Genomic DNA, 25,326 nt, shown 5'->3' with positions numbered 1-25,326 from the left:
CGCCTTTCCCGCCATGCGGAATGGCAACCTGCCAAGCGCGCCATTCGGGGTCAGGCGGAGAACTCCGCCGCCCGCTGCTCGGCCCGGGCCTTGAGCCCGACCGCGAACTGGCGGAAGGCCGGGTTCAAGTCGGGCACCGTGCGCATCATCAGCGGCGCCAGCGGGCCGCGGTACTGCTCGCGCACGGTGAACTCCGTGCTCCCGTCGGCCTGTGGGTCGAGCCGGAAGGTGCGCTCGGCGACGAACAGGTCCAGCGGCAAGCCGCTGTGCCAGCGCATCGACTCCGCCGGCCGGATCTCGGTGACCGTGACCCGCAACGGCCGGCGCCGGGTGCCGGTGGCCACCAGGAGGAGCGGCGCGCCCAGCCGGACGACCCCCTCCACCCGGTCGATCCCGGAGTGCCAGTCTCGCCAGCCGCCGACGTCGACGAGCACCGACCACACCTGTTCGGCCCCGGCGTCGATGCGGGTGGCCGCCTCGTAGCTCCTCATCGGGACCGAGTGTGCTCCCCGTCACTCGTCGGTGGAAGAGCCAGCCGCGGCGGGGCCGGGTCCGGCGGCACCCCGGCCGCGGCGTCCGCCCCGAGCCGGGTGCCCCAGGCGACCAGCCCGGCGAGGTCCACCCCGTGCCGGGCGGCGGCCGGGCCGGCGGTGCCGAGTGACCGGGCGCCCCGGGTCAGCAGGGTCGCCGCACCCGGCAGGTTGCCGCGCAGGGCATGGGTCAGGCCGACCGCGAGCTGGGCCAGGCCGCGCCACAGGTCCCGTTCGTCGTCCGGTCCGGTCTTCCACGCGTCCTCGAGCACCTCGTGGGCGTGGAACGGCCGACCCTCGTCCAGCAGCTCCTGGGCCTCCACCAACGTCTGGTCCGGCGTGCGGACCAGCCCCTCCGGCGCCCGCGGCTCCCCCGGCGAGCCGTACGGCAGCGGCCGGCCCAGCGCGTCGCGCGGTCGGGCGCTGCGGGCCCGGCCGATGTCGTCCCGGTCGCGGGGGGCGCCGGGCACGTCAGCGCAGGACGGTGGTGAGCCGGACCTGCACGCCTTCGCCGGCGACCGTGATGTCGACGTGGTCGCACAGCTGGCGGGCCAACCACAGCCCCATGCCGCCCAGCGACAGGTCGTCGCCGTGTGCCGGCCCGTAGCCGATGAACGGGTCCTGCAGCCCGGCGCCGTGGTCGGTCACCGTGCAGACCAGCCGGTCGCCGCCGGCCCACAGCCGCAGGTCGACCGGCGGCCGGCCGTGGCGCAGCGCGTTGGTGGTCATCTCGTCGACGGCGAGCAGGAAGTCCTCGAGCGCCGGCTCCGAACCGGTCGGCAACCGGGCCTCGGCGGCACGCGCGGCGAGGTCCCGGCGCAGTCCGCGCAGGTCACGCACCGAGTCGGCGTGCACAAGCGGCTCGGTCGACTCCAGCGGCTCGAGCGGGACCGGCAGCGAGGCCAGGTACTCCTCGGGGTCGACGTGGTCGGGGTTCACCCGCTCGTGCCCGTCGACCTGGAGCACCGGGTGGGTGGCCCGCACGGCGGCCACCAACGGCTCCGGCACCCGGCGGGTGTCGCACAGGCAGAGCACCAGCAGCGGGTCGTCCCCGGCGCGGTTCGCCTCGTCGAGCTGGTGGTCCAGGACGGCGTCGTAGCGCTGCCACTCCCGCCAGGTGTCGGGGTCTGACCTGGACAGCGGCTCGAGGACGACGCGGACCACCGGGCTGGCCGCCACCCGGTGGCGCACCCCGAGGCGGCGGACGGCGGTGATCGCCGCTGCCGGCCCGTTGCCGTACACGTCGGACCACCCGGTCCAGACCACCTGCGGACGATCGGGGAGCGCCTCCTGCAGGAGCTGGGTGGTCTGGTCGCTGCAGACGACCACCACCGGCTCCCCGGCGTCCAGCCCGGCGCACACGAACGCGACGGTGCCGTCGACCAACTCGCTGTCCGACGCGCCGATCAACGCCCGGTGTCTGCCGGACCCGGCTGCCCCGTCCATGCGTGCTGATCCCCGTCCTGCCCGATGCGGAGCCGCCGTCCTGGCAGCCGTGTCCACGGCCTCCCTACCCGCTCCCCGGCGACCTAGGCGTACGGCCGGCCGCGAGCTGACCGGACGGCCCGGAGGTGCGGGTTGCCGCGTCGGCGCAAGCGTGGAAGATGGGCATCGAGGACGGCCGCCACCCGGCACGCCGCCCCCGCACCGACCCGCGGTCGACTCGACCGGTCCGGACCTGGAGGGGGCGGCATGACCACGTCCACAGCACTGACCGACCTTCCCGCCGACGACGTCCTGCGCGGCCTCGACGCCGCCCGGGAGCACGTCGCTTCCCATGCGTTGCACCCAGCGGCGACCGGGCCGGTCGGGCTGGAGCTCGAGGCCCACCTGGTCGACCTGGCCTCCCCCGGCACCCGGGTGCCCTGGCACCGGGTCACCGCCGCCGTCGCGACGCTGCCCCCGCTGGACGGCGGCAGCCGGGTCACCCTCGAGCCCGGCGGCCAGGTCGAGCTGTCCGGCCCACCGGCCCCCGACGTCACGACCGCGGTCACCGGCCTGCGATCGGACCTCGCGGCCGCCCGGGGCCGGCTGGCCGCGGCCGGCCTGGGGCTGGCGCCGCTGGGCGCGGACCCGTGCCGCCCCCCGCAGCGGGTGAGCCCGGGCTCCCGCTACGTGGCGATGGAGGAGCACTTCCAGGCGCTGGGCCACCGGGCGGCCGGCGTCACGATGATGACCAGCACCGCGGCGCTGCAGGTCAACGTGGAGGCCGGGCCCCGGTCCGGCTGGGCCGCGCGGGTCCGGCTGGCCCAGGCGCTCGGTCCGGTGCTGGTGGCGGTCTCCGCCTGCTCCCCGCTGCTGGCCGGCCGCGAGACCGGCTGGCGCTCGGGCCGGCAGCGGATCTGGGCCGAGCTGGACCCCGCTCGCTGCGCGCCCCTGCCCATGGGGCCCGACCCGGCCGACGAGTGGGCCTCGTTCGCGCTGGCGGCGCCGGTGATGCTGGTGCGCGGGCCGGCGGGCGACGCCGTCCCGGTGCGCGGCCGGACCTCGTTCGCCGACTGGGTCCGCGGGGCCGGGCCGACCGACCGGCGGCCGACCGTGGCCGACCTGGAGTACCACCTGACCACGCTGTTCCCGCCGGTCCGGCTGCGCGGCTACCTGGAGCTGCGGTACCTCGACGCCGCGCCCGAGCCGTGGTGGCCGGCGCTGTCGGCGGTGGCCGGCACCCTGCTCGACGACCCGGTGGCCGCCGACACCGCCGCCGCCGCGACCGAGCCGGTCGCCGGCCGCTGGGAGCCGGCCACCCGGCTCGGACTCGCCGACCCCGAGCTGCACGCGGCCGCAGCCGCCTGCCTCGAGGTCGCCGTGCGGCGGGCACCGGTGGGCCTGCGGACACAGGTCACCGCCCTGGCCGAGCTGGTCGAGCGCCGGGCCAGCCCCGGCGACGCACTGCTGCACACCGCCCGGACCCACGGCCCGGCAGCCGCGCTGCTGGCCGCGACCCACGACGCCGAGGAGGGGACGTGACCGACCTGAGAGAGACGCTCGCCCAGGAGCTCGCCCGCGCCCGGGAACGCACCCTGCTGCTCACCGAGCACGACGAGCCGGAGCTGCTGCGCCAGCACTCGCCCCTGATGAGCCCGCTGGTCTGGGACCTGGCCCACGTCGGCCAGCAGGAGGACCTGTGGCTGCTGCGCGGCGGCGACGCCCGGTGCACCGGGGTGCTGCCGCCGGACGTCGAGTCGCTCTATGACGCCTTCACCCACCCCCGGGCCGCGCGGGTCCGACTGCCGCTGCTGCCCCCGGTGGAGGCCCGGGCGTACTGCGCCGAAGTGCGCGGCCGGGTGCTCGACCGGCTCGACCGGTCCGGGCCGGACGACGACCCCTTCGACGTGGCGATGGTCGTCAGCCACGAGCAGCAGCACGACGAGACGATGCTGCAGACCCTGCAGCTGCGCGCCGGCCCCCCACTGCTGGGCACCGGCTCCCCGCTCCCGGCCGGCCGGCCCGGACTGGCCGGCACCACCGTGCTGGTCCCCGGCGGGCCCTTCCGCCTCGGGGTCGACGGCACCGAGGAGCCGTTCTCCCTGGACAACGAGCGGCCGGCGCACGTCGTCGACGTCCCGGCGTTCCGGATCGGGCGGGTGCCGGTCACCAACGCCGAGTACGCCGCCTTCGTCGCCGACGGCGGCTACACCGACCCGCGCTGGTGGTCCGCGCGCGGCTGGCAGCACCGCTGCGACGCCGGCCTCACCGCACCTGAGTTCTGGGGGCCCGAGGGCACCCGGACCCGGTTCGGCCTGGTCGAGGAGCTGCCGGCGGACGAACCGGTCCAGCACGTGACCTTCTTCGAGGCCGAGGCGTACGCCGCCTGGGCCGGTGGCCGGCTGCCGACCGAGGAGGAGTGGGAGAAGGCGGCCGTCTGGGACGCGGCCACCGGCGGCCGGCGGCGGTTCCCGTGGGGCTCGGCCGACCCGACCCCGGAGCTGGCCAACCTCGGCGGCTCGGCGCTGCGCCCCGCCCCGGTGGGCGCCTACCCCGCCGGCGCCTCGGCCTGCGGCGTGGAGCAGTTGATGGGCGACGTGTGGGAGTGGACCTCCTCGGACTTCCGCCCGTGGCCCGGCTTCACCCCGATGCTCTACGCCGACTACTCCGCGCCCTTCTTCGGCGGCGACCACAAGGTGCTGCGCGGGAGCTCCTGGGCGGTGGGCGCCTCGGTGACGCGGCCGAGCTTCCGCAACTGGGACCACCCGGTGCGCCGGCAGGTCTTCAGCGGCATCCGACTCGCCTTCGACGCATGACGGGAGACGCCTGATGTGCCGGCACCTGGCCTGGCTCGGGCAGCCGCGCACGCTGGCCGCGCTGGTGCTCGACCCGCCGTCGTCCCTGCTGGTGCAGTCGCACGCCCCCCGCCGGCAGCGGTACGGGACGGTGAACGCCGACGGCTGGGGCGTGGGCTTCTGGGCCGACGGCCGTCCGGAACCGGCCCGCTGGCGGTCGGCGCAGCCGTTGTGGGGGTCGGCGTCCTTCGCCTCGGTCGCGCCCGCCATCTCGGCCCGCTGCGTGCTGGCGGCGGTGCGCTCGGCGACCGTGGGGATGCCGATCGAGGAGGCGGCGGCCGCCCCGTTCACCGACGGCCGCTGGCTGCTCTCGCACAACGGCCGGGTCGACCGGGCGGTGCTGCCCCCGGCCCGGGACGCCGAGTCGGTGGTGGACAGCGCACTGCTGGCCGCGCTGGTCTTCTCCCGCGGCATGGCGGCGCTCGGCGAGACCGTCCGCGAGGTGGGGGCCGCCGACCCGGCCGCCCGGCTCAACCTGCTCGCCGCCGACGGCACCCGCCTGCTGGCCACCACCTGGGGCGACACCCTGTCGGTGCTGACCACCGACGAGGGGACGGCGCTGGCCAGCGAGCCGTGGGACGACGACCCGCGCTGGGCCGACGTCCCCGACCGGACGCTCGTCGAGGTCACCCTCGACGGCCTGACCCAGACGTCCCTCGATGCATCGGAGCCCGCATGACGTTCACGCTCACCGACCACCTCGGCCCGGTCGACGCCGGCGCTGCGCTCGCCGCCGACGTGCGCGCCGGCCTGACGGCGAGCCCGAAGACGCTGCCGCCCCGCTGGTTCTACGACGAGCGCGGCAGCGAGCTGTTCGACGAGATCACCCGGCTGCCGGAGTACTACCCGACCCGCGCGGAACGTGCCCTGCTGGCCGAGCGCGCCGCGGACGTCGCCGCGGCCACCAGCGCCGACACGCTGGTCGAGCTCGGCAGCGGCACCTCGGAGAAGACCCGACTGCTGCTCACCGCGCTGGCCGAGGCCGGCACCCTGCGCCGCTTCGTGCCGGTCGACGTCGACCCCTCGGTGCTGCGGGCCGCCGGTGCCCAGATCACCGCGGCCTACCCGGGGACGGCGGTCGACGCGGTGGTCGCCGACTTCACCGTGCACCTGGGCGACCTGCCGCAGGAGGGCCGCCGGCTGGTCGCCTTCCTGGGCTCCACGATCGGCAACCTGGAGCCCGGGCCGAGGGCGGCCTTCCTCTCCTCCCTCGCGGCGACCCTGCGACCGGGGGACTCCTTCCTGCTCGGCACCGACCTGGTGAAGGACCCCGATCGACTGGTCCGCGCCTACGACGACGCCGCCGGGGTGACCGCGGCGTTCAACCGGAACGTGCTCGCGGTGCTGAACCGGGAGCTGTCCGGCGACGCCGACCCGTCCGCGTTCGAGCACGTCGCGGTGTGGGACCCCGAGCACGAGCGGGTCGAGATGCGGCTGCGGTCCACCCGGGACCAGGTCGTGGACCTGGCCGCGATCGGGTTGACGGTGCCCTTCTGCGCTGGGGAGGAGGTGCGCACCGAGGTGTCGACCAAGTTCCGCCGGGCCCGGGTCGAGCAGGAGCTGGCCGCCGCGGGCCTGCGGATGACCCACTGGTGGACAGACGGCGACGTCGCCGTCTCCCTGTCCGTGCTCGCGTGAACCCCGTCCTATCCTCCCGACGGTGAGCAGCCTCCCGCACGACGACCTCGGCGACGCCTGGCGCGCCGCCCGCCTGCGACCGGCCACCGTGCACCTGGACCACGCCGCCTGCAGCCGGCAGAGCACCGCGGTGCTCGACGCCGTCGCCCGGCACGCCCGGCACGAGTCGGAGCTGGGCGGCTACGTCGCCGAGCAGGCGGCGGAGGGGCTGCTGCAGCAGGGGCGCTCGGTGCTGGCCGGGCTGGTCGGGATGGCCGCCGCCGACGTGGCCTTCACCGAGAGCGCGTCGGCGTCGGTGCGCACGCTGGTCTCCCGCTGGCGGCTGGCACCGGGCGCCCGGATCGGCGTGCTGCCCGGGGAGTACTGGCAGAACGTCGCCGCCTTCTCCGACGCCGGGCTGACGCCGGTGGTGCTGCCCGGTGACGCGGTGGGCCGGGCCGACCTGGCCGGCGTCGAGCGGGTGCTGCGTGACGACCCGCCGGCGTTCGTGCACGTCACCCTGGTGGCCAGCCACCGCGGCGTCGTCCAGCCCGGGCGGGAGGTCGCCGCGCTGTGCCGGGCGGCGGGCGTCCCCCTGGTGCTGGACGTCGCGCAGGCCCTCGGTCACGTCGACTGCGACCTGGGCGCCGACGCGGCCTACGGCACCTCGCGCAAGTGGCTCGCCGGGCCGCGCGGCGTCGGCTTCCTCGTCCTGCGCCCGGCGGTCGGCGCGCGGCTCTCCCCGCTCGTGGGCCCGGAGCTGTACGACGAGGACCGCACCGGCGTCGACCACGCCCGCTGGTACGAGTCGCACGAGGCGCACGTGGCCGGCCGGGTCGGCCTGGTCGTGGCCGTCGGCGAGCACCTGGCCGCCGGCCCGCACCGGGTGCGCGAGCGGCTCGCGGCGCTGGGCCGCGCCACCCGCGAACGGCTCGACGGCCGCGGCGGGTGGCAGGTCGCGGAGCCGCTGGACGAGCCGACGGCGATCACCACGCTGCGCCCCCCGGACGGCGTCGACGTCCGGGAGGTGGTCACCCGACTGCGCACCGGGCACGGCGTGCTGACGACGGCGGCCGGCCGGGAACGGGCACCCCGGGAGCTCGCCGGCCCGGTGCTCCGCGTCTCCCCGCACCTGGACTCCACCATCGAGCAGCTGGACCTGCTGGCCACCGCCCTGGCGCACTGATCGCGGCCGGCTGCATCCAGGCGCGGGGGCGGGCCGGAAGAACGGGGTGACAGTCCAGTCCAACGGAAGGAACGTCACCGTGAACAAGACCCGCCCGATCGCCTTGACCGCCGGCGCCGCTGGCGCGTTCGCCCTGCTCTTCGGGGCCACGCCCGCGCTGGCCGACTCGCACACCAACGCGACCCTCTCGGTCCTGCACGCCGTCCCGGAGCTCCCGGTCGACGTGTACGCCAACGGCGAGCGGCTGATCGACGACTTCCAGCCGGGCACCCTCACGGACCCGCTGTCGCTCCCCGCCGGCGCGTACGACCTGGCGCTGTTCCCGGCCGATGCCGCGGACGGCTCCGGCGAGCCGCTGCTGTCGGCGATGGGCGTGGAGCTGCCGGCCGGCGCCGACGCCACGGTGGCCGCCCACCTCACCGAGGCCGGCGAGCCCGCTCTCACCCCCTTCGTGAACGACACCTCCGAGGTCGCCGCGGGCGAGGGCCGGCTGACCGTGCGCCACGTGGCCGCGGCACCGGCCGTCGACGTGCGTGCGGGTGGAGAGGTCGTCATCGACGGGCTCACCAACCCGAACGAGGAGTCGCTGACCGTGCCCGCCGGCACCGTGAGCGCCGACGTCGTGCTCGCCGGCACCGACACGGTGGCGATCGGCCCGGCCGACCTGTCCCTGACCGAGGGCGCGACCACGATCGTCTACGCCTGGGGTTCCGGTGACGCCGGCTACGAGCTCGCCACCCAGACGGTCCAGGCCGGGGCCTCCGCACCGACCGGTGTCCCCGGTGGCTCGGCCGGTCTCGCCGCTGACGAGGGCATGCCGGCGCCGCTGGTCGGCCTGACCCTGGCCGGCCTGGCCGGTGCGGCGTTCGCCGGCCGCAAGTACGCCACCAGCCGGGTCTGACCGACCGAGAACAGAGGCACCCACCGTGCGCAGCTCCGTCGTCGTGCTGGTCCTGGGCCTCGCCCTGGCGATCGGGACACCGGTCACCTGGGCGTTGACCCGGCCTGACGCGACGGCGGGCACCACGGTGGAGCAGGCGATCGACGCGCCATCACCGTCGGCGGCACCGTCCCCCACCGGGACGGTGCCGCCGGCGGCGCCTGCACCCGGCCTCCCCCCGGTGACCACCAGGGACGCGGCGCCCACCGTGGCGTCGCCGGTCCCGGCGCCGGTCCGGCTGAGCCTGCCGGCCCAGGGAGTGACCGCCCCGCTCGACGCGGTCGGTGTCTCCCCCGACGGCCAGATGGAGCTGCCGGAGGACGTGGACCGGGTCGGCTGGTACCGGTTCGGGCCCGTGCCCGGGGACGAGGGCTCCGCGGTGCTCGCGGGGCACGTCGACGACCGGGAGCAGGGGCTGGGCGCCCTGGCCCCGCTGCGCACCACCGAGGTCGGCGACGTCGTCGTCGTCACCGGCGCGACCGGTGCGGAGACCCGGTGGCAGGTGGTCTCCCGGGAGCTGATCACCAAGCAGGTCCTGCCGCTGGACTCGATCTTCGACCGGGAGGGACCCCCGCGGCTGGTGCTGATCACCTGTGGCGGCCCGTTCATCCCCGAGCTCCGCAGCTATCGCGACAACGTGGTCGTCGTTGCCGAACCGCTCCCATGAGCCTGCTGGCCGTCCGGCTGCCGCACCTGGGTACGGTCGCTGACGTGCCCATCACCGAGGGCTCGGCGCAGCTGGGCGCCGAGCCGGACGACGCCGAGGTGGCCCGGCGCTTCGCCGACGGCGACGAACAGGCCCTCGCCTGGGCCTACGAACGATGGGCGGCACAGGTGCACGGCATGGCGGTGCGGGCCTTCGGTCCGGGCCCCGACGCCGAGGACGTCACCCAGCAGACCTTCATCTCGGCCTGGACCGGGCGCGGCCGCTACCGCCCCGAGCAGGGGCCGCTCCCGGCCTGGCTGGTGGGCGTGTGCCGGCACAAGATGGCCGACACCTGGGCCAAGCGGGAGCGGCAACGTCGCTCGACCGAGGCGGCCACGAACGAGGCCCGCTCGGCGCCGACCACCGGTCCGGGCAGCGAGCTGGCCACCGAGGTGGCCGACCGGGTCCTCTTGCTGGGCGAGTTGAACCGCATCGGCCAGCCGCAACGAAGCATCATCGAGCTGGCCTTCTTCGAGGACCTGACCCATGCACAGATCGCGGCACGCACCGGCATCCCGTTGGGCACCGTGAAGAGCCACATCAGGCGCACCCTGGAGCGCCTGCGAGACCGGTTGGAGGTGGACGGTGCAGCACTGCGATCCTGACGAGCTGGCATTGGCCGCCTTCGACGAACAGCTGTCTGCCGAGGACGCTGCGCACCTGGCCGACTGTGCCGAGTGCCAGCGGGAGGTCGCCTCGCTCCGGCGGAGCGTCGACGTCCTCGCCGTCCCCGAGCTGGCCGCACCTGGCCAGGCGATCGCCCCACCTCCGCAGGTCTGGGCAGCGATCGCCGCCGCCACCGCGGTCAACGTCTCTCCCCGAGAGGAAGCGGTCGCGCGCGGCGTCGACGCGCCCGCGCCGGGTCCGACCGAATCGGCCGGGCACGAACTCGCCGGATCCGATGCCGGATCGGCCACCGTGGTGCCCATCGGGTCACGGTCCCCCCGCCGCTCGGCGGCGCGGTGGCTGCCGCTGGCCGCCGCCGTGCTCGTGGGCGGCTTCATCGGTGCCGGTGCGGTCGCGGTCACCCAGAACGGTGCTGGCGGCGCCGTGGTCGCCCAGGCCGGGCTCGACCCACTGCCGGAGCAGAATGCGTCGGGCAGCGCCGAGGTCCGGGAGAGCCGTGGGGTCCGCGAACTGCGGGTCGACCTCGACCTGCCGGAGCTGGACGACGGCTACTACGAGGTGTGGCTGCTGCAGACCGACGCGCAGCGGATGGTGCCGGTCGGCGTCGTCCAGCGGGGCGCCACGGTGCTGCCGCTGCCGGCCGACCTGGACCTGGCCGCCTACCCGCTGGTCGACGTCTCGGTCGAGCCGCTCGACGGCGACCCGACGCACTCCGGCGTCTCGGTGGTCCGGGGCGAGCTCTCCAGCTGAGCGTCAGTCCAGCGGGGCCTGGACCCGCTGCGACACCCGCCGGTGGACGGCGAGCTGCTCGTCCAGCCCCGGATGGGTGACGGCGCCGTCGGAGACGACGAACCGGCCCGCCACGACGGTGTGCCGCGCGGACACCGGGCCGCAGCGCAGCCAGGCCTCCACCGGGTCCGACAGCGCGCCGGCGAACCGCACGCCCTCCAGTGACCAGACGGCCAGGTCACCGCAGGCGCCGACCGACAGCTCGCCGATCTCGCCGGCCCGGCCCAGGCACGCGGCGCCCCCGCGGGTGGCGATCTCCAGGGCGTCCCGGGCCGACATCGCCGCGGCGCCGTGCCGGAGCTTGCCCTGCAGCATCGCGGTGCGCGCCTCCAGCCAGAGCGACGCGGAGTCCGCCGACGCCGAGCCGTCGACCCCCAGCCCGACCGGCGCGCCGGCCGCCCGCAGCTCGGCGACCGGGGCCAGGCCGCTGCCCAGGATCATGTTCGACGACGGGCAGTGCGCCGCCCCGACCCGCGCCGCGCCCAGCCGGGTCACCTCGGCCGGATCAGGCCAGACCACGTGCGCCAGCCACGTCCGGTCGGTCATCCAGCCGACGTCGGCCAGGTGGTCGACCGGGCGGCGGCCGAAGGTCGCCAGGCAGAAGGCGTCCTCGTCCCGGGTCTCGGCGAGGTGGGTGTGCAGCCGGACGTCGAGGGACTCGGCCAGCTCCGCCGTCCGGCGCATCAGGTCGGCGGTGACGCTGAACGGGGAGCAGGGCGCCAGCGCGATCCGGGTCATCGCGGTGGGCGACGGGTCGTGGTGGGCCTGCACCAGCCGCTGCGAGTCGGCCAGGATCTCGTCGTCGTCCTGCACCACCGAGTCCGGCGGCAAGCCGCCGTCCTTGACGGACAGCGACATCGAGCCGCGGGTGGGCGAGAACCGGACGCCGAGCTCCCGGGCCGCGGCCACCTCCGCGGAGATCAGGTCACCGGCACCGCGCGGGTGCACGTAGAGGTGGTCGGTCGACGTGGTGCAGCCGGACAGCGCCAGCTCGGCCAGCCCGACGTACGCGCTGGCGTACGCCGCCTCCTCGTCGAGCCGGGCCCACAGCGGGTACAGCGTGACCAGCCAGTCGAACAGCCCACCGCTCAGCGCAGGGGCGTAGGCGCGGGTCAGGTTCTGGTACAGGTGGTGGTGGGTGTTCACCAGCCCGGGCGTGACCAGGCAGCCGCGGGCATCGACCCGCCGGACGGCGGCCGGCTGCGGGTCGCCCGGGCCGCCGAGGCCGCTGACCACACCGTCGGTGATCGCGACCCACCCTCCGGGCAGCTCGCGGCGGGCGTCGTCGACGGTGGCGATCAGCTCGGCGTCGTGCACGAGCAGGTCAGCGGTCTCCACCCCGCGCATCCTGCCGCCTGGACGTGTCCGGCGCGTGTACACGTGTAAGAGCCGCGCCCCGACGTGGCGACGACCCGGGCGACGCAGGATCTCGTCGTCCTCACCCCGTCCTGACCCGCCCGGGCACCCGGCCGTCATCCACCCGTGACACGGCGGGGCTACCGTGGCCGTCCCCCACCGACGAGGAGCCCCATGGACTTCCTGCAACCGGTCACCTGGGCAGAGGCGCTGGAGGCGAAGGCCGCCCATCCCGACGCCGTGCCGATCGCCGGGGGCACCGACGTCATGGTGGGCCTCAACTTCGGCCACCTCCGCCCGGCGCTGCTCCTCGACCTCACCCGGGTCGCCGACCTGCGCGACTGGGCGGTCACGGACGGCGCGGTCCGGCTGGGGGCGGGGGTCAGCTACGCGCGGGTGATCAGCGAGCTCGGCGACCGGCTGCCGGGCCTGGCCATGGCCTCCCGCACCATCGGCTCCCCGCAGATCCGCAACCGGGGCACGGTCGCCGGCAACCTCGCCACCGCGTCACCGGCCGGGGACGCCCACCCCGCGCTGCTGGCCGCGGGTGCCGAGGTCGAGGTGGCCTCCGTGCGGGGCACCCGCCGGATCCCGATCGACGACTTCTACACCGGGGTCAAGCGCAACGCGATGGACGGCGACGAGCTCATCACCGCCGTCCACGTCGTCCCGCCGAGCGGCCCGCAGCAGTACAGCAAGATCGGCACCCGCAACGCGATGGTCATCTCCGTCGCTGCGTTCGGGCTCGCCCTGCACCCGGACCGCCGCGCGGTCGGCACCGGCATCGGCTCGGCCGCGCCGACGCCGCGCCGCGCTCCGGCCGCCGAGGAGTTCCTGGCCGGCGAGCTCGACAGCAGCGGCCTGTGGGAGTCCCGTGCCGAGCTGCCGGAGGCGACGATCGCCCGCTTCGGGGAGCTGGTCGCCGCCGCTGCCGCCCCGATCGACGACGTCCGCGGCAGCGCCCGCTACCGAGTCCACGCGCTGTCCGTGATGGCCCGCCGCGCCCTCACCTGGGCCTGGGCCGACCACCGCTCCGCGACCCAGGAGGCCTGACGTGCGTCTGACCTGCACCGTGAACGGCACCGAGCAGCACGTGGACGACGTCTGGGAGGGCGAGAGCCTGCTGTACGTCCTCCGGGAACGGATGGGCCTGCCCGGGTCGAAGAACGCCTGCGAACAGGGCGAGTGCGGCTCCTGCACCGTCTACCTCGACGGCCTGCCGGTCTGCGCCTGCCTGGTCGCCGCCGGCCAGGCCGAGGGCCGACAGGTCGGCACCGTCGAGGGCCTGGCCGACCCCGAGGCGCTGCACCCGGTGCAGCAGGCCTTCCTGGACGCCGGCGCCGTCCAGTGCGGCTTCTGCACACCCGGGCTGCTGGTGGCCACGCACGACCTGATCACCCGGCACGGGCGGCCCAGTGACGCCGAGACCCGCGAGGCGCTGGCCGGCAACCTCTGCCGGTGCACCGGCTACGAGAAGATCCTGGATGCCGTCCGGCTCGCCGCGGACCGGATGGCCGAGCCCACGGCAGGGGGAGACCGATGAGCACGCCGACCCGCACGCCGACCGGGGCACCGGAGCACCTGACCGGGCCCGGCAGCGGCGGGGTCGGCGACGACGCCCAGCGGCCCGACGGCGTCCTGAAGGTCCGTGGCGAGTTCGCCTACGGCAGCGACCTCTGGATGGAGGACATGCTCTGGGGGGTCACCCTGCGCAGCCCGCACCCCTACGCCCGGATCCGCTCGATCGACACCAGCGCGGCGCTGGCCACCCCCGGCGTCTCCGCCGTGCTCACCTCCGACGACGTGCCGGGCGAGAAGGTCTACGGGCTCGAGCTGGCCGACCAGCCGGTGCTGGCCCTCGACGTCGTCCGCTACCAGGGCGAACCGGTGGCGCTGGTCGCCGCCGACCACCCGGAGACCGCCCGGCTGGCCGCCGCCCGCATCCACGTCGACTACGACGTGCTGGAGCCGGTCACCGACGCGCGCACCGCGCTGGGGCACCCGACCTGGAACCAGGTGCACGACTCCACCGCCGAGGTCACCGAGCTGAGCCGGGAGAGCGCCCACCTGCACCCGGAGGGGAACCTGGTGCGGCACCTCAAGGTCCGCACCGGTGACCCGGCGCCGACCGCGGACGTCGTCGTGGTGGGCGAGTACGAGGTGGGGATGCAGGACCAGGCGTTCCTCGGCCCGGAGGCCGGCCTCGCCGTGCCGGCCGAGGACGGCGGCGTGGAGCTGCACGTCGCCACCCAGTGGCTGCACGTGGACCAGAAGCAGATCTGCTCCGCCCTCGCCCTGCCGCCCGAGCAGGTGCGGCTGACGCTGGCCGGCGTGGGCGGCGCCTTCGGCGGCCGCGAGGACCTGTCGATGCACGTGCACGCCTGCCTGCTGGCCCTGCGCACCGGGCGCCCGGTGAAGATGTCCTACAACCGAGAGGAGTCCTTCTTCGGCCACGTGCACCGCCACCCGGCGACCATGCGCTACGAGCACGGCGCCACCCGGGACGGCGAGCTGGTCTACGTCAAGGCGGCGATCTACTTCGACGGGGGCGCCTACGCCTCCAGCACCCCGGCCGTGGTGGGCAACGGCGGGACGATGGGGATCGGGCCCTACGTCGTCCCCAACGTGCACGTCGACTGCTACGGCGCCTACACGAACAACCCGCCGTGCGGGGCGATGCGCGGGTTCGGGTCGGTGCAGACCGCCTTCGCCTACGAGTCGCAGATGGACGCCCTCGCCGCCGAGCTGGGCATGGACCCGGTGGAGCTGCGCTGCCGCAACGCGATGGAGGAGGGGTCGGCGACACCCACCGGCCAGGTGATCGACAGCCCGGCCCCGGTCGCGGAGCTGCTGCGCCGGCTGGAGGCCATGCCGCTGCCGGCCGCGTCCGGCGACGGCGAGGTCGACCTGCGCGACATGCCCGGCGGGGTCTCCAACACCACCCACGGGGAGGGCGTCCGGCGCGGGGTCGGCTACGCCGTGGCGTACAAGAACGTCGCCTTCTCCGAGGGCTACGACGACCACTCCACCGCCCGGGTGCGCCTGGAGGTGGTGGGCGGCGAACCGACCGCGACCGTGCACACCGCGGCGGCGGAGGTCGGCCAGGGGCTGGTCACCGTCGAGCAGCAGATCGCCCGCACCGAGCTCGGGGTCGAGCGCGTCGTCGTGCACCCGAAGGACACCAGTGTCGGCTCGGCCGGCTCGACCTCGGCGTCCCGGCAGACCTACGTCACCGGCGGGGCGGTCAAGGCCGCCTGCGCGAAGGTGCGCGAGCAGGTGGTCGCCCGGGCCGAACGACTGGTGGGACGGACCGTTCCCGACCTCCGGCTGGCCGGTGGTGCCGTGGTGTCCGACAGCGAGGACATCACCGTCCCGCTGGCCGACCTGCTGGGCGACGACGTGCTGGAGGAGACCCTCGAGTGGCGGCACCGCCCCACCGAGGCGATCGACCCGGAGACCGGCCAGGGCTTCGCGCACGTGCAGTACGCCTTCTCCGCGCACCGGGCCGTGGTGGACGTCGACACCGAGCTCGGGCTGGTCAAGGTGGTCGAGATGGCCTGCACCCAGGACGTCGGCAAGGCGATCAACCCGCAGGCAGTGGTCGGCCAGATCCAGGGCGGCACCGCGCAGGGCCTCGGGCTGGCGGTGATGGAGGAGATCCTGATCAAGGACGGCAAGGTGCGGAACCCGTCGTTCACCGACTACCTGATCCCGACCATCCTGGACATGCCGCCGATGCGCATCGAGGTCCTCGAGTACGCCGACCCGCACGCCCCCTACGGCCTGCGCGGGGTCGGCGAGGCGCCCAACATCTCCTCCGGCCCGGCGGTGCTCGCCGCCATCCGCGCCGCGACCGGTCTCCCGCTGACCCGGGTGCCGGTGCGGCCGGAGCACATCACCGGCACCTGACCGGCTCCGTCAGCCGGCCCGGCCGTCGAGGAGGGTGCGGACGGCCGGCGGCAGCTCGCCGGACAGCGGCCGGTGGCCGACGAGCCGGCCCGCTTCGCTCGGGTCGACGCAGAGCGAGCCCAGCACCTCCAGCGCCGGGACGTCCGGCAGCGCGTCGAACCAGCGGCGGCCCAGTGCGGTGCGACCGGCGGCGGTCGGGCGCCCCCACAGCCGCAGCCGGGCCATCCCGCCGTCCGGGAACACGTCGAGCCGGACACTGCTCACCCCGGTCTCCCCGTCGAGGACGAACCGGTGCCGGGTGTCCGGCTGCAGCCGGGTGCGCGGCAGCAGGACTACCTCCGCGCCGTCGGGGGTGCGGCCGGTGAGCGAGGCGGTGCCCGGGGCGTTGCCCAGGAAGTAGGAGGTGTCCAGCTCGGCGAGGGTGACCACGCCCTCGCAGGCCAGGTCGACGTCGACCCAGTCGTTGCCCCCGCCGCGGCGGCGGGCGTTCTCCCAGCCCTCGCCCATCGACCGGGTGAGCCCGCGGCCGATCAGCTGGTGCGGGCTGCCGTAGTGGGCGTTGCTCACGCCGGTGACCCGTCCGCCGTTCTCCAGGGCGGCCAGGTCGAACGGCCCGGCGTCGACCAGCCGCGGGTCCGGGACGACGGTGCCGTGCACCCGCAGCCGGGCGACCCCGCCGTCGGGGTGGATGGACAGCCGCACGTGCGTGTACCGGCGGTCGGACTCCACCGGGAAGGCGTTGGCGGTGTCGCCGGCCAGGTCGACGAGCGGCAGCAGCGGCTGCCAGTCGGCCCGCGCCAGCTCCTCCACCGACGGGTGCCCCTCGACGGCAGCGCCGTCCAGCGAGGCCTGCGGCGGGTAGTTGCCGGTGAAGAACGCGGTGTCGACGACGACGCCGGCCACGATGCCCGGCGTCCCGAGTCGCACGATCGCCCAGTCGTGCCCGGGGCTGCGCCGGCGCCGCGTCTCCCAGCCGTCGTACTCCTTCCCCTTGTGCCCGAACTCGATGCGCGGCACGGCCGGGTGCGGCAGCACCAGGTTCTCCCGGGCGGCGAAGAACTCGTCGTTCGCAGCGACGACGGCGCCGCCGAGGTCACGACGGGCCAGGTCGGGGAGGGCGAAGAACGCGGGCTCGGTCATCGGGCTCCAGACGGATCGGGACGGACGCGGGTCACTGTGGCACGGCGCAGGCCTGTCACCCCTCCGATCGCTCGAGCAACCGGCCGAGGGGAGCCGCATCGTCGGCCAGCAGATGCCCGCGCAGCCAGGTCCGGCGGACCACCCCCGTGAGCTCCCGCCCCGCATACGGCGTGACCGGGTTGCGGTGGTGCAGCTGCGCCACCCGCCACCGCTCGTCGGGCGCGAACGCCACCAGGTCGGCGTCCTTGCCGACCGCGATCGCGCCCTTGCCGGTGAGCCCGGTCAACCGCGCCGGCGCGGCCGACATCCACCGGACGACGTCGGCGAGCGTGAGCCCGCGCGCCCGGGCCCCGCTCCACACCACCGGCAGGGTCACCTGCAGCCCGGCGATGCCACCCCAGGCGAGCGCGAAGTCGCCGACGTCCAGCCGCTTGAGCTCCGGCGTGCACGGCGAGTGGTCGCTGACCACCAGGTCGATGTCGCCGGCGGCCAGCGCGCGCCACAGCGCCTCCCGGTGCTCGGCCTCCCGGATGGGCGGGCAGCACTTGAAGGACGTGTCGCCGTCGGGCACCTCCTCGGCGCTGAACGTCAGGTAGTGCGGGCAGGTCTCGACGGTGATCCGCACCCCTTCGGCCCGGGCGGCCCGCAGCATCGGCAGCGCGGCGGCGTCGGCCAGGTGGACGACGTGCACCCGGGCGCCGGTGTCCCGGGCGGCGGCGATGAGCCGACCGATCGCGGTCTCCTCCGCAGCACCCGGCCGGGAGGCGAGGAAGTCGGCGTAGCTGCGCCCGCCCGACTGCGGGGCCGCGGTGATCACGTCGTCGTCCTCGCAGTGCGCGATGAGCAGCCCGTCGACGGCGGCCAGCTCGGTGAGCGCGACCCGGAGGCCGGTGTCGTCCAGCGGCGGGAACTCCGGCACGCCCGAGTCGAGCAGGAAGCACTTGACGCCCACCGCACCGGCGGCGAGCAGCCGTGGGAGCTGGCCGGTGTTGCCGGGCACGGCGCCGCCCCAGACGGCGACGTCCACGCTGACCTGCCCCTCGGCCGCCGCGCGTTTCACGTGCAACGCCTCGACGTCGACCGTGGGCGGGACCGAGTTCAGCGGCATGTCGACGATCGTGGTGATCCCACCGGCCGCCGCCGCCCGGGTCGCCGAGGCGAAGCCCTCCCACTCGGTGCGCCCGGGCTCGTTGACGTGCACGTGGCTGTCGACCAGTCCGGGGAGCAGCACCTCGTCCTCGGCGAGGGTGACCACCTGGCCGTCGACCTCGTCGAACCCGGTGACGGCGACGACGACCCCGTCCTGCACGTGCACCGCGGCCGGCCGCTCCCCGTCGGGCAGCACCACCCGCCGGGACCGAACGACGAACGACCCGCTCACCGCGTCACCTCCGCCAGCTCGTCGACCGGTCGCGGCGACACCGACGCCAACCGGGTCACCGCATCGTGCAGCTCGTCGCCCCACGCCGTCCCCACCCAACCGCCGGGCAGCGGCAGCCGCACGGCGTCGACCCCGGTCGCCACCTCCCTCTGGCCGCCGCCGGTCGACACCGTGGAGACGTAGGCCCGGGGGGCGACCGGCGGCAGCCAGGCGGGTGCCCCGGGGCCGAGGCCGACCGTGGTGTGCACCAGCGGACGGCCGTCCCGCTCGACCCGGGTCGTGCCGGTCCAGCGACCGGGCTCCTCGCCCACCCGGCCGAGCAGCACCTGCTCGGTGGCGGTCAGCTCGCCGCCGTCGGCCAGCTGCGCGTGCAGCTCGGCCCGGTGGTCGGCGCGCGCGGTGACGACGGTCGGCTCCGGCGCCAGCTGCAGCACGCCGGCGACCTCGGCGCGCACCAGCTGCCACGACGGCGGGGACTCCCCCCGGGCGGGCAGCACGACGGCCGCGGCGACCGAGTGCACGCTGAGCCGGGCGCCTGCCTCCACGACGAGGCGGATCTCCACGTCGTCCCCGCCGAGCGGGCCGAACGCCGTGGCGACCAGGTGCACGGAGGCAGCGCCGGTGCGCCGCACCGCCAGCTGCCCGCTGGCGCGCACGATCGGCAGGGTCGTGCGCCCCCGCGCGTCGCACCGGGCGACCACCTCCACCCGCGTCCTCACGGCGCCGTCTGCAACGCCCTCGCGCGCACCTGCTCCCGGACCCACTCGGCGACCTCGGTCGCCGCGGGGTCCTCCCGCAGCGAGATCAGCAGCGTGGGCCTGTCGCCGCGGACGGCGTCGGAGTCGCGGCGCATCACGCCGAGGTCGGCACCGACCAGCGGTGCGAGGTCGGTCTTGTTGACCACCAGCAGGTCCGAGGCGGTCACCCCGGGCCCGCCCTTGCGCGGCACCTTGTCCCCGCCGGCGACGTCGACCACGAACACCTGGACGTCGACCAGCCCGTAGCTGAACGAGGCGGTCAGGTTGTCCCCGCCGGACTCGACGAACACCAGCTCCAGCCCGGGGTGCCGGGACTCCAGCAGCTCCACGGCGTCGAGGTTGGCGGTGATGTCGTCGCGGATCGCGGTGTGCGGGCAGCAGCCGGTCTGCACCGCCTCGATCCGGTCGTCGGGCAGCACGGCGTTGCGGCGCAGGAAGTCGGCGTCCTCGGTCGTGTAGATGTCGTTGGTGACGACGGCGAGGTCGTACTCGGCGCCCAGCGTGCGGCACAGCGCGGCGGCCAGGGCGGTCTTGCCCGAGCCGACCGGCCCGCCGAGGCCCACCCGCAGGGGGCCGCCGTTCCGGTGCTCCGGGGTGTACGGGTCCACGTAGTCGTCGATCCGATGGTCAGGCGGCATGTGCACTCCCAGTGACGATCATGAGGCGAAGAAGCGGTCGTTCCGTGCAGCGTGCAGTTCGGCGAGCAGATCGAGGAGGGGGTCGGTGGCCGCCGGCAGGTCCTCGGCGGACGCGTCGGCGACCTCGTCGACCTCCGGGGCCAGCCGGGCGGTCACCGCGGCGACGGTGATCGGGTCCATCGCCAGCAACCGCTGCGCGGCGGTGGCCGGTCCGCTGATCGAGAGGTAGGCGGCGGCGTGCGCGGCGTCCCGCGGCGTCAGCCCACCGGTAGCTGCGGCGACGCCCAGGGCCAGCGGGTGGTGCGGCTGGGCCGGCAGCGCGGCCCACGCCGGGTGCGGCCAGGCCCGGCTGCCGACCCGGACCAACCCCCGGCCCTGCTGCCGGGAGGCGGCCCGCAGCGCCGGGGAGGGTGTGCGGGCATCCGCCTCCGCGTCCAGCGCACCGAGCGCAGCCACCGGGTCGGCGTCGTCCACCGCCCGGCACGCGGCCGCCGCCAGCCCGGCAGCCACCGCTCCCGAGGTGGCCAGCCGCCGGCGCAGGAAGACCGCCAGCGAGCCCGGGTCGGCGAGCACCCCGGCCGCGATCGCCTGTTCCACGCCGCCGGAGTGGGTGTGTCCCCCAGCGGGCAGCCGCGAGTCGGCGAGCGTGAGCAGCGCGGCCGTCATCAGAACAGGAAGTAGCGCTGGGCCATCGGCAGCTCGGCGACCGGCTCGGGCTCCCAGACCTCGCCGTCGACCGACACGGTGAACGTGTCCGGGTCGACCCGGATCTCCGGCAGCGCGGTGTTCTCCGGCATGTCCGCCTTGCCCAGCCGGGTGGTGTCGGCGACCGCGACCAGCCGCCGGTCGACCGCCAGCCGGTCGGCCAGCCCGTCCTCCAGCGCGGCCGGGGCGACGAAGTGCACCGAGGTCTGCGCCGGCACCCGGCCGTACGCGCCGAACATCGGCCGCGGCAGCACCGGCTGCGGGGTCGGGATGGAGGCGTTCGCGTCGCCCATCTGCCCCCAGGCGATCATCCCGCCCTTGAGCACCACGTGCGGCCGGACGCCGAAGGTCCCCGGGTCCCAGAGCACCAGGTCCGCGAGCTTCCCCGGCTCCACCGAGCCGACCTCGCCGTCGATGCCGTGCGCCACCGCCGGGCAGATCGTGTACTTGGCGACGTACCGCCGGGCCCGCAGGTTGTCGGCCGCGCCGTCGCCGGCCAGCGAGCCGCGGCGGCGCTTCATCACGTGCGCGGTCTGCCAGGTGCGCATCACGACCTCGCCGACCCGGCCCATCGCCTGGGCGTCGGAGCCGATCATCGAGATGGCGCCCAGGTCGTGCAGCAGGTCCTCGGCGGCGATGGTCGTGGGCCGGATCCGACTCTCGGCGAAGGCGAGGTCCTCGGGCACGGAGCTGTCCAGGTGGTGGCAGACCATGAGCATGTCGAGGTGCTCGTCGAGGGTGTTCACCGTGTGCGGCCGGGTCGGGTTCGTGCTGCTGGGCAGCACGTTCGGGTGGCCGGCGACGGTGATGATGTCCGGTGCGTGCCCGCCCCCGGCGCCCTCCGTGTGGTACGCGTGGATGCTCCGGCCGGCGATCGCGGCCAGGGTGTCCTCGACGAAGCCGGCCTCGTTCAGGGTGTCGGAGTGCAGGGCCACCGGTACGCCGTTGCGCCCGGCCACGGTGAGCGCGGCGTCGATCGCGGCCGGCGTGGAGCCCCAGTCCTCGTGCAGCTTGAACCCGCTGGCGCCGGCCCGGAGCTGCTCCTCCAGCGAGTCGACCGAGACGGTGTTGCCCTTGCCCAGCAGCGCGACGTTGACCGGCATCCCGTCCATCGCCTCGAGCATCCGGGCCAGGTACCAGTCGCCCGGGGTGATGGTGGTGGCCTTGGAGCCCTCGGCCGGCCCGGTGCCCCCGCCGATCATCGTGGTGATGCCCGAGCCGATCGCCGTCGGCACGATCTGCGGGCAGATGAAGTGCACATGGCAGTCGATGCCGCCGGCGGTGAGGATCCTGCCGTTGCCGGCCAGCACCTCGGTGCCCGGACCGATGACCAGGTCGGGGTGGACGCCGTCCATCGTGTCCGGGTTGCCGGCCTTGCCCAGCGCGACGACCCGCCCGTCCCTGATGCCGACGTCGGCCTTGACGACCCCCCAGTGGTCGAGCACGACCGCACCGGTGATCACCAGGTCGGGGGCGCCCTCGGCGCGGGTGGCCCGGCCTTGCCCCATCGACTCGCGGATCACCTTGCCGCCGCCGAACACCGCCTCCTCACCGGCCAGGCCCGGACCACCGCAGCGGTCCTCGGTGACCTCGATGAGCAGGTCGGTGTCGGCCAGCCGGATCCGGTCGCCGACCGTCGGGCCGTAGAGCTGGGCGTAGCGCTCCCGGGACAGCCGCACCATCAGGCCAGCCCACCTTCCGCAGTGAGCCCGGGGACGACGCGGGCGCCGGCCAGCGGGACGAGGGTGACGGTGCGCTGGATGCCGGGCTCGAACCGGACGGCCGTGCCGGCGGCGATGTCGAGCCGGTGACCGTGCGCCACAGCCCGGTCGAACGCGAGCGCCCGGTTGGCCTGGGCGAAGTGGAAGTGGGAGCCGACCTGGACCGGTCGGTCGCCGGTGTTGTGCACCGCCAGCTCGACCCGCGGCACGCCGGGCAGCGTCTCGATGACGCCCTCGGCGGTGACGACCTCGCCGGGGATCACGAGATCGGGTGGTGGACGGTCACCAGCTTCGTCCCGTCCGGGAAGGTCGCCTCCACCTGCACCTCCTCCAGCAGCTCGGGGACGCCGTCCATCACGTCGTCCCGGGTCAGCACGGTGCGGCCGGACTGCATCAGGTCGGTGACCAGCTCGCCGTCCCGGGCGCCCTCGAGCACGTGGTCGGTGACGATCGCGGTCGCCTCGGGGAGGTTGAGCCGCAGGCCACGGGCCTGGCGGCGGCGGGCGAGCTCGGCGGCGTAGCTGAGCATCAGCCGTTCCTGCTCGTGCGGGGACAGCAACACGGGCGTCGTCCTCCTGACGTCGGCGAGCCGGCGGAGTCAGGAACCTAACCGGCCCGTGTGACGGTCCCGTTGCGGGGACTTGTGCACCATGATTCGTGGGCTCTATGGCTCGCTACATGAGTAATGAACCAGCGAGCCGGCCGGGTCGTACGCCTCGGTGAACGAGGACGCCGGCCCGATCTTCCGACAGGTCGCGACACAGCTCGAGGACGCGATCGTCGACGGCTCCCTCGCCGAGGAGAGCCAGGCGCCCTCGTCCAACGAGCTGGCCGCCTTCCACCGCATCAACCCCGCCACCGCCGCCAAGGGCCTCAACCAGCTGGTGGCCGACGGGGTCCTCTACAAGAGACGAGGAGTCGGGATGTTCGTCGCCACCGGCGCACGGGAGCAGCTGCTCAAGCGGCGCCGCAGCGAGTTCGCCGAGCAGTACCTCACCCCCCTGCTGGCCGAGGCCGACAAGGTGGGCATCAGCATCGCCGAGATCGTCCAGCTGCTGCGCGAGCGGGGAGGCCGGTCGTGACCGTCGCCGCCACGCTCGAGGGCGTCACCATGCGCTTCCGGGGGCACACCGCGCTGACCGACGTCTCCACCTCGCTGCAGGCGGACACGATCACCGGCCTGCTCGGCCGGAACGGCGCCGGGAAGACCACGCTCATGCAGCTGCTCACCGGCCACCGCGTGCCCACCGCAGGCCAGGTGACCGTGCTCGGCGCAGCGCCGTACGAGAACGACGGTGTGCTGCGCCGCATGTGCTTCATCAAGGAGGGCCAGCGGTACCCGGACCACTTCCGGGTCTGCGACGCCGTCTCCGCGGCCGCCCACCTGTACCCGCACTGGGACCAGCCACTGGCCGACCAGCTGCTCACCGACTTCGACCTGCCCGGCAAGCGGCCGATCAAGAAGCTGTCCCGGGGGATGAACTCGGCCGTCGGCATCGTCCTGGGCCTGGCCTCGCGTGCACCGGTCACGCTGTTCGACGAGCCGTACCTGGGCCTGGACGCCGTCGCGCGCCAGCTCTTCTACGACCGACTGCTGGCCGACTACGCCGAACACCCCCGCACGATCCTGCTGTCCACCCACCTCATCGAGGAGATCAGCGACCTGCTCGAGCACGTCCTGCTCATCGACCGCGGCCGGGTGCTGCTGGATGCGGACGTGGAGACGCTGCGGTCCACGGCGCTGACCGTCACCGGGCCGGCGGCCCAGGTGGCCACCTTCGGCGCCGGCCACGCTGTCCTCCACGAGGAGTCGATGGCCGGCCAGACCCGGGCGATCGTCCGGACCGAGACGGCGACGGCACGACGGGAGGCCACGGCCCTCGGCCTGGCCGTCGAGCAGACGTCGATCCAGCGACTGGTGGTCGCCATGAGCCTCGCCGCGGCACAGCCCGCCGCACCCTCGACTCTCGACCGCGCCACCCTGCAGGGAGCCCACCGATGAACCGTGTCCTCGGCGCCGCCCGCCTCCAGCTCGTCAACCCCCTCGTGTCGATGGGGATCGGCTGGGCGATCGTCGCGCTCGCCTTCGCCGTGAACCTGGCGATCTGGGGCGTCGGTGACCTGGACGCCAGCGCGAGCAACTCCAACACCGGCGGCCTGGCCGCGCTGTACATCACGGTGCTGGTGACCTACATCCAGGCGGTGACGATGGTGTTCCCGCTGGCGATGGGGCTCAGCCTCAGCCGTCGGGTCTTCTACCTGGGGACGGCGCTGGTCGCGGTCGTCCAGTCGGTCGTCTTCGGCGTCGCCCTGGCCGGGCTCACCGCGATCGAGAACGCGACGAACGGCTGGGGGGTCGGGCTCCAGTTCTGGGCACCGGGCGCCCTCGACGTCGGGAACCCGGCTCTGCAGGTCGTCGTCTTCGCCGTCCCGATGATGGCCTTCGCCTTCATGGGGATCGGCTTGGGCGTGCTGTACAAGCGGTGGGGGACGGCGGGCATCTACGCGCTGACCGCCGCCCTCATCGTGGGGGCCGGCGCCGCCGTCCTCCTGCTCACGTGGCGCCGAGCCTGGGAGGAGCTGGGCTTGGCTGGCCGACCGTTCGGTGGAGTCCTTCACCATCGGCTTGCCCGCGGTGGCCGCAGTGGCGCTCGCTGCGCTGGCGTACCTGGGGCTGCGACGCGCGGTCCCCTGATCGCCCAGCCACATCCGACGGCCGGCCGCCTCTGGCGCGCCGACCGCTCGGCGTCCTGCGCGGCCGATGCGTCAGCTGACGAATCAGGGCGCCACCATCGGGGCACGCGCGCCGACGTGTCGATCCCGGGCCCAGCAGTTCCGCAGTACGACGTCGCGGTGCTCGATCGGGAAGCCCACCGGCGCTCGGACTCGTTCGACGGAGACGCTATGACGTCGGTGAAGGCGAACGTGCTCTCGCCACGGGGAGCACCCCGTCCGGTGTGCCCCCGGCCGACCTTCCCCGGAAAAGCAGGAACGGGGCCACAGCCGTAGCTGTGACCCCGTCCTGGGAGTTATGTCCGGCGGC

The 25,326-nt window shown here is 75.0% G+C and carries 27 protein-coding genes; 15 read left to right on the top strand and 12 right to left on the bottom strand.

The features are described 5' to 3' along the window. Positions 1 to 50: 50 nt before the first annotated feature. From IN07_RS24240 to IN07_RS20220, 3 genes are read right to left on the bottom strand one after another with little or no spacing between them, the layout of a single operon-like run. A complete protein-coding gene (locus IN07_RS24240) occupies positions 51 to 491 on the bottom strand; it encodes an SRPBCC domain-containing protein (protein WP_052091558.1) in 441 nt (146 codons plus the stop codon). Continuing rightward, a complete protein-coding gene (locus IN07_RS20225; RefSeq protein ID WP_052091557.1) occupies positions 488 to 1,000 on the bottom strand; it encodes a DUF309 domain-containing protein in 513 nt (170 codons plus the stop codon). Before IN07_RS20225 ends, IN07_RS24240 begins: the two co-directional genes overlap by 4 nt. Before the next feature lies 1 nt (position 1,001). Further along, a complete protein-coding gene (locus tag IN07_RS20220; protein WP_231558490.1) occupies positions 1,002 to 1,940 on the bottom strand; it encodes an anti-sigma factor RsbA family regulatory protein in 939 nt (312 codons plus the stop codon). A 282-nt stretch (positions 1,941 to 2,222) separates the two neighbouring features. Between IN07_RS20220 and egtA the strand changes: the two genes are divergently transcribed. From egtA to IN07_RS20175, 9 genes are all read left to right on the top strand, one after another. Next, complete coding sequence (gene egtA, locus IN07_RS20215) at positions 2,223 to 3,497, top strand: ergothioneine biosynthesis glutamate--cysteine ligase EgtA (RefSeq protein WP_052091556.1); 1,275 nt, start codon at positions 2,223 to 2,225, stop codon at positions 3,495 to 3,497. Continuing rightward, a complete protein-coding gene (gene egtB, locus IN07_RS20210; RefSeq protein WP_081975581.1) occupies positions 3,494 to 4,771 on the top strand; it encodes an ergothioneine biosynthesis protein EgtB in 1,278 nt (425 codons plus the stop codon). Before egtA ends, egtB begins: the two co-directional genes overlap by 4 nt. 13 nt (positions 4,772 to 4,784) lie before the next feature. Next, on the top strand, positions 4,785 to 5,489 hold the full coding sequence (gene egtC / locus IN07_RS20205) for an ergothioneine biosynthesis protein EgtC (protein ID WP_036339623.1): 705 nt from the start codon (positions 4,785 to 4,787) through the stop codon (positions 5,487 to 5,489). After that, complete coding sequence (gene egtD / locus IN07_RS20200; protein WP_036339620.1) at positions 5,486 to 6,448, top strand: L-histidine N(alpha)-methyltransferase; 963 nt, start codon at positions 5,486 to 5,488, stop codon at positions 6,446 to 6,448. Before egtC ends, egtD begins: the two co-directional genes overlap by 4 nt. Positions 6,449 to 6,470: 22 nt before the next feature. After that, entirely contained in the window at positions 6,471 to 7,613 is a 1,143-nt protein-coding gene (gene egtE, locus IN07_RS20195; protein WP_052091555.1) for an ergothioneine biosynthesis PLP-dependent enzyme EgtE, read from the top strand. 79 nt (positions 7,614 to 7,692) lie between these two features. Next, complete coding sequence (locus IN07_RS20190; RefSeq protein WP_036339617.1) at positions 7,693 to 8,514, top strand: DUF4397 domain-containing protein; 822 nt, start codon at positions 7,693 to 7,695, stop codon at positions 8,512 to 8,514. Between the two features lie 25 nt (positions 8,515 to 8,539). Beyond that, on the top strand, positions 8,540 to 9,220 hold the full coding sequence (locus IN07_RS20185) for a class F sortase (protein ID WP_036339613.1): 681 nt from the start codon (positions 8,540 to 8,542) through the stop codon (positions 9,218 to 9,220). A gap of 44 nt (positions 9,221 to 9,264) precedes the next feature. Further along, a complete protein-coding gene (locus IN07_RS20180) occupies positions 9,265 to 9,864 on the top strand; it encodes an RNA polymerase sigma factor (RefSeq protein ID WP_231558489.1) in 600 nt (199 codons plus the stop codon). Then, entirely contained in the window at positions 9,845 to 10,636 is a 792-nt protein-coding gene (locus IN07_RS20175) for an anti-sigma factor (protein WP_036339610.1), read from the top strand. The genes IN07_RS20180 and IN07_RS20175 overlap by 20 nt, the downstream gene beginning before the upstream one ends. A 3-nt stretch (positions 10,637 to 10,639) precedes the next feature. Here the strand turns inward: IN07_RS20175 and IN07_RS20170 are convergent, their stop codons facing one another. Continuing rightward, positions 10,640 to 12,013, bottom strand: coding sequence for an 8-oxoguanine deaminase (locus IN07_RS20170; RefSeq protein ID WP_197058581.1), 1,374 nt, complete (start codon positions 12,011 to 12,013; stop codon positions 10,640 to 10,642). A 192-nt stretch (positions 12,014 to 12,205) separates the two neighbouring features. Here IN07_RS20170 and IN07_RS20165 point away from each other — a divergent pair, with 192 nt between their 5' ends. Genes IN07_RS20165 through pucD form a run of 3 tightly spaced genes read left to right on the top strand, consistent with a single transcriptional unit; the run spans position 12,206 to position 15,940 of the window. After that, positions 12,206 to 13,084, top strand: a complete 879-nt coding sequence (locus IN07_RS20165) for an FAD binding domain-containing protein (RefSeq protein WP_036339604.1) — start codon at positions 12,206 to 12,208, stop codon at positions 13,082 to 13,084. A gap of 1 nt (position 13,085) precedes the next feature. Next, on the top strand, positions 13,086 to 13,574 hold the full coding sequence (locus tag IN07_RS20160; RefSeq protein ID WP_036339601.1) for a (2Fe-2S)-binding protein: 489 nt from the start codon (positions 13,086 to 13,088) through the stop codon (positions 13,572 to 13,574). After that, positions 13,571 to 15,940 (top strand): xanthine dehydrogenase subunit D, encoded by a 2,370-nt coding sequence (gene pucD / locus IN07_RS20155; protein WP_036339599.1) that lies wholly within the window; start codon positions 13,571 to 13,573, stop codon positions 15,938 to 15,940. The genes IN07_RS20160 and pucD overlap by 4 nt, the downstream gene beginning before the upstream one ends. A gap of 9 nt (positions 15,941 to 15,949) precedes the next feature. On the opposite strand, the gene alc is transcribed toward pucD, so the two are convergent. The 8 genes from alc to IN07_RS20115 are packed head-to-tail and all read right to left on the bottom strand — an operon-like array spanning position 15,950 to position 22,845. Then, positions 15,950 to 17,080, bottom strand: coding sequence for an allantoicase (gene alc, locus IN07_RS20150; protein WP_036339597.1), 1,131 nt, complete (start codon positions 17,078 to 17,080; stop codon positions 15,950 to 15,952). A 55-nt stretch (positions 17,081 to 17,135) separates the two neighbouring features. Beyond that, positions 17,136 to 18,461, bottom strand: coding sequence for an allantoinase AllB (allB, locus tag IN07_RS20145; RefSeq protein WP_036339594.1), 1,326 nt, complete (start codon positions 18,459 to 18,461; stop codon positions 17,136 to 17,138). Then, positions 18,458 to 19,117 (bottom strand): urease accessory protein UreD, encoded by a 660-nt coding sequence (locus IN07_RS20140; protein WP_231558488.1) that lies wholly within the window; start codon positions 19,115 to 19,117, stop codon positions 18,458 to 18,460. Before IN07_RS20140 ends, allB begins: the two co-directional genes overlap by 4 nt. Positions 19,118 to 19,176: 59 nt before the next feature. Further along, complete coding sequence (gene ureG, locus IN07_RS20135) at positions 19,177 to 19,857, bottom strand: urease accessory protein UreG (protein ID WP_036339676.1); 681 nt, start codon at positions 19,855 to 19,857, stop codon at positions 19,177 to 19,179. 18 nt (positions 19,858 to 19,875) lie between these two features. Continuing rightward, positions 19,876 to 20,523 (bottom strand): urease accessory protein UreF, encoded by a 648-nt coding sequence (locus tag IN07_RS20130; protein ID WP_036339592.1) that lies wholly within the window; start codon positions 20,521 to 20,523, stop codon positions 19,876 to 19,878. Beyond that, positions 20,523 to 22,244 (bottom strand): urease subunit alpha, encoded by a 1,722-nt coding sequence (locus tag IN07_RS20125; protein WP_036339589.1) that lies wholly within the window; start codon positions 22,242 to 22,244, stop codon positions 20,523 to 20,525. The genes IN07_RS20130 and IN07_RS20125 overlap by 1 nt, the downstream gene beginning before the upstream one ends. Next, positions 22,244 to 22,546, bottom strand: a complete 303-nt coding sequence (locus IN07_RS20120) for an urease subunit beta (protein ID WP_036339587.1) — start codon at positions 22,544 to 22,546, stop codon at positions 22,244 to 22,246. The genes IN07_RS20125 and IN07_RS20120 overlap by 1 nt, the downstream gene beginning before the upstream one ends. Further along, a complete protein-coding gene (locus IN07_RS20115; RefSeq protein ID WP_036339584.1) occupies positions 22,543 to 22,845 on the bottom strand; it encodes an urease subunit gamma in 303 nt (100 codons plus the stop codon). The genes IN07_RS20120 and IN07_RS20115 overlap by 4 nt, the downstream gene beginning before the upstream one ends. A 157-nt stretch (positions 22,846 to 23,002) precedes the next feature. Between IN07_RS20115 and IN07_RS20110 the strand changes: the two genes are divergently transcribed. From IN07_RS20110 to IN07_RS20100, 3 genes are read left to right on the top strand one after another with little or no spacing between them, the layout of a single operon-like run. Next, positions 23,003 to 23,365 (top strand): GntR family transcriptional regulator, encoded by a 363-nt coding sequence (locus IN07_RS20110; protein ID WP_036339582.1) that lies wholly within the window; start codon positions 23,003 to 23,005, stop codon positions 23,363 to 23,365. Next, a complete protein-coding gene (locus tag IN07_RS20105) occupies positions 23,362 to 24,285 on the top strand; it encodes an ABC transporter ATP-binding protein (protein ID WP_036339580.1) in 924 nt (307 codons plus the stop codon). Before IN07_RS20110 ends, IN07_RS20105 begins: the two co-directional genes overlap by 4 nt. Further along, positions 24,282 to 25,292 (top strand): hypothetical protein, encoded by a 1,011-nt coding sequence (locus tag IN07_RS20100; RefSeq protein WP_036339577.1) that lies wholly within the window; start codon positions 24,282 to 24,284, stop codon positions 25,290 to 25,292. Before IN07_RS20105 ends, IN07_RS20100 begins: the two co-directional genes overlap by 4 nt. Positions 25,293 to 25,326 lie beyond the last annotated feature (34 nt).

It is taken from the genome of Modestobacter caceresii (genome assembly GCF_000761485.1).
Taxonomy (GTDB): domain Bacteria; phylum Actinomycetota; class Actinomycetes; order Mycobacteriales; family Geodermatophilaceae; genus Modestobacter; species Modestobacter caceresii.
The sequence above is the reverse complement of the archived record's forward strand: the minus strand, read 5'-3'. Positions and strand labels throughout refer to the sequence as shown.